This is a genomic window from Hydrogenivirga sp. (genome assembly GCF_056450045.1).
This window is the reverse complement of sequence record NZ_JBWONM010000188.1, coordinates 1-3,328: the sequence shown is the minus strand read 5'-3', so window position 1 is coordinate 3,328 and position 3,328 is coordinate 1. Positions and strand designations below refer to the sequence as shown.

General features: G+C 51.8%; 5 protein-coding genes. 1 reads left to right on the top strand and 4 read right to left on the bottom strand.

Going from position 1 to position 3,328, the window contains the following annotated elements:
* Positions 1 to 76: 76 nt before the first annotated feature.
* Positions 77 to 583 (top strand): carboxypeptidase regulatory-like domain-containing protein, encoded by a 507-nt coding sequence (locus tag AC1HCM_RS07865; RefSeq protein ID WP_479461218.1) that lies wholly within the window; start codon positions 77 to 79, stop codon positions 581 to 583.
* Here the strand turns inward: AC1HCM_RS07865 and AC1HCM_RS07860 are convergent.
* From AC1HCM_RS07860 to metG, 4 genes are all read right to left on the bottom strand, one after another.
* A complete protein-coding gene (locus tag AC1HCM_RS07860; protein ID WP_479461217.1) occupies positions 548 to 1,114 on the bottom strand; it encodes a precorrin-2 dehydrogenase/sirohydrochlorin ferrochelatase family protein in 567 nt (188 codons plus the stop codon). The two genes, AC1HCM_RS07865 and AC1HCM_RS07860, sit on opposite strands and share 36 nt — an antisense overlap.
* The gene (locus AC1HCM_RS07855) at positions 1,114 to 1,548 is read right to left on the bottom strand and encodes a thermonuclease family protein (protein WP_479461216.1); all 435 of its coding nucleotides are present in this window, start codon (positions 1,546 to 1,548) and stop codon (positions 1,114 to 1,116) included. Before AC1HCM_RS07855 ends, AC1HCM_RS07860 begins: the two co-directional genes overlap by 1 nt.
* Entirely contained in the window at positions 1,545 to 1,700 is a 156-nt protein-coding gene (locus tag AC1HCM_RS07850) for a hypothetical protein (protein ID WP_479461215.1), read from the bottom strand. Before AC1HCM_RS07850 ends, AC1HCM_RS07855 begins: the two co-directional genes overlap by 4 nt.
* 116 nt (positions 1,701 to 1,816) lie before the next feature.
* Entirely contained in the window at positions 1,817 to 3,298 is a 1,482-nt protein-coding gene (gene metG, locus AC1HCM_RS07845) for a methionine--tRNA ligase (RefSeq protein WP_479461214.1), read from the bottom strand.
* Positions 3,299 to 3,328: the final 30 nt, after the last annotated feature.

Here is a 3,328-nt window from a genome sequence, read left to right as displayed (position 1 = left end):
TGGGAGGCATAGATACTATCCCAGAAGGTCCATGCCCCAAATGTTCAGAGCCTTTTGATCCCCGGAGGTGGATGAGATGAGGGATTTTAAAAAGTTTAAGGTCTTCTTGGCGGTGGTTATCCTCTTCCTCTTCCCTGCTAAACTGTACGGAAGTGTGGTAAGTAATTTGGGGAATTACGGAACTCCATTTTCACCGGCTGTGCTCACCGTTAAGGTAACAAAGAACGACGGAACTCCAGCAAGTGGAGCCTTAGTTTCTACCTTGGCAGGACACAGTACAAAGACAGACAGCAACGGAAACTATACCCTTTATATTGAAGCTTCCGGTGTATATACGATAGTGGCAAAGAGCGGAGCTGAGAGTATAACCCAGACAGTTGAAGTTGTACAGGGAAAAACAACAACCCTTGACCTTCAAACAGGAACAGGCGGTGGAACGGGTGGAGGTAGCACTCAGAGCGGTGGTGGAGGGTGCTCAGCGCTGACGTCTAAATCTGTGCATACTCTTCCAGTATGGTTTTTGCTCATTATCCTGTTGTTGCTAAAACTATACATCAGGAGGTGGTACAAGCTTTTTAACTAGCTCCTTTATCCTCCTCTGCCTCTCCTCACCCTTGTCCAGAGAGGAGCGCTCCCTCTCAAGGAGCTCAAGAAGCCTCTCAATGTCCTCCGGAAGGCAGCTCTCAAGGAGCTCCCTCACCCTCTTTGAAAGAGCCGGAACCTTGCCTGAGGTACTTATGCCTATAACCAGGTCTCCCCTGACTATGAGGGACGGGAAGATGAAGTTGCAGAGCTCAGGAGAGTCAACGGAGTTGCAGAGTATTCCCCTCTCTTCACAGAGCTGGTAAATCTCCCTCTGGAGAGCAAGGTCATCAACAGCGACTATGACCATGAACTTGTCCTTAAGGTCTGACCTGAGGAATCTCCTTCTCCTCAGCCTGAGCCCGTTTTCCTTCACGAGCTCCTTCATCTCCCTCGTTACCTTAGGCGCAACCACGGTTATCCTCTTGGTAAACTTTAGAAGGCTCTGAACCTTTCTGGTTGCGACCTTTCCTCCACCCACGACGAGGAGCTCCCTCCGAGACAGGTCAACGAAGGCAGGGAAGAGCGGCATCACATACCCTCCTTCCAGAGACCCTTTCTCTTCCTCATGGCTTCCCTCTGGAGCTGGACAAACCTCTCCGCATACTTTACGTTCGGAGGAACCGTGTAGGCGGTTGCGTAGCCTTCCTCAACAAGGACCTCGTTGAGCATCCTCCCGTCAGGCAGATATACATAAGCCAAAAGCCTTCCGTATCTATCGTGTATCTGAACGTCCGTCTCAAGATAGACCACCGTTCCCGGAGGTATAAGCTTCTTTGTAAAGGCAGAAGCCTTCTTCCCCAGACGAACTATCTCTTCCACGGATTTCCCGCTCCTTTTTGCATCTCTGTAGGCTTTCTTGTTCCTTCTGCTCTCCGGAGTATCAACCCCTATGAGCCTTACCTTCACCTCCTCCCCCGACTCAAGCCTGCACTTGAAGGTGTCCCCATCGTAAACCCTTATCACTTTGCAGGGGACCCTCTCTCCGCACCAGTCTGTGGAGAGGAGCCACCGAGCTCCCTGAACTGCTCCCCGGCGAGCTGGTAAAAGACGTAGAGGACGAGCAGAACAAGAAGGTAGGAGAGACCTCTCCATCCACGGGGAACTCTTCTGGACATGGGACTATTTTACGGGTATTTTTCACTCAACATTCCCTCTGAGAAGGCGAAGTATATAGACATGAGGTCCTACGAGCTTGAGGGAACGGTTCTTCTGATCGTGCTTAGGAAGAAGGTCAGACATTCCTTTTGGGAAAGAGTATTTTCCTTTCTCCGATTCGGTAGGTCTTAAATAGGCACGGCTTAAGCTCCGTAGGTAGCTCTTTAACACCGAGCATGTCAAGGGCAGTCTTCATCTTGCTCGGCATGAAGGGTAAGAGCATGTAGCTCAGAAGGAAGAGTCCATCAACCAGGGTGTAGAGGACATCCCTCAGGCTCTCGTCTCCCCTCTTGGCAAGTTCCCAGGGAGCCTTCTCGTCCACATACTTGTTCAGGAAGGAGCTGAGCCTGAGAACCTCCTCAAGAGCTCTGTAAAAGTTCACCTCCTGCATAAGGGACTCGTGGGACGACAGGACCTCCTGAGCTACCTTCAGGTATGCTGGGTCTCCCTTTCCGCTCACCTCACCCTTCAGGTACCTGAGGCTCATGGCGGTTACCCTGCTGAAGAGGTTGCCTATCTCGTTGGCGAGCTCTCCGTTTATCCTGCCAAGTATAGCCTCTCTGGAGAAGTCCCCATCCTGACCGAAGGGCACCTCCCTAAGCAAAAAGTACCTGACCTCATCAAGACCGTACTCCTTTACCACATCGTAAGGGTCAATGACGTTTCCGAGGGACTTGGACATCTTCTTACCCTCCACAGTCCACCAGCCGTGGGCAAAGACCGTCCCGGGTATCTCGTAACCAACGGACATAAGAAAGGCAGGCCAATAAACGGTGTGGAAGCGCAGTATGTCCTTCCCCACTATGTGAAGGTCGGCGGGCCAGTAGACATCAGCCTTGTCTCCCAAGGCGGACAGGTAGTTGAAGAGGGCATCAAACCAGACGTATATCGTGTGGTCGGGGTCAAAGGGAACCTGAATCCCCCACCTGACCCTGCTTCTCGGTCTCGTCACCGATAGGTCCTTCAAACCTTGACTGACGAAGGATACTATCTCGTTCCTCCTGTAGTCGGGCTTAACGAACTCGGGGTGCTCTTCGTAAAGCTTAAGGAGCCTTTCCTGATAGGCGCTGAGCCTGAAGAAGTAGGAGGGCTCCCTTATGTACTCGCAGGGTTTGAGGTGTATAGGACAGGTGTTCCCCTCCGCAAGCTCCGCCTCCGTCTTGAACTCCTCACACCCAACGCAGTACCAACCCTCGTACTCTCCCAGATAGATGTCTCCCCTCTCGTAGCTCTTTGTGAATACCTCCTTGACGAACTCAACGTGCTGGGGGTCTGTGGTCCTGATGAACTTCGTGTACTCTATCCCGAGAAACTCCCACAGCCTCTTGAAGTTCTCCGAGTTCCTGTCGGCAAGCTCTTTTGGGGATATACCCCTTTCCTCGGCAGATTTCTGAATCTTCAGTCCATGCTCGTCTGTCCCCGTCAGGAAGAAGACATCGTACCCCCTCAACCTGTAAAAGCGAGCTAAGGTGTCCGCAGCTATGGTTGTGTAGGCATGACCTATGTGGGGGACGTCGTTGACGTAGTATATGGGCGTTGTTACGTAGAACTTGCTCATGGGAGAGATATTATATATCCGAGGGAACCT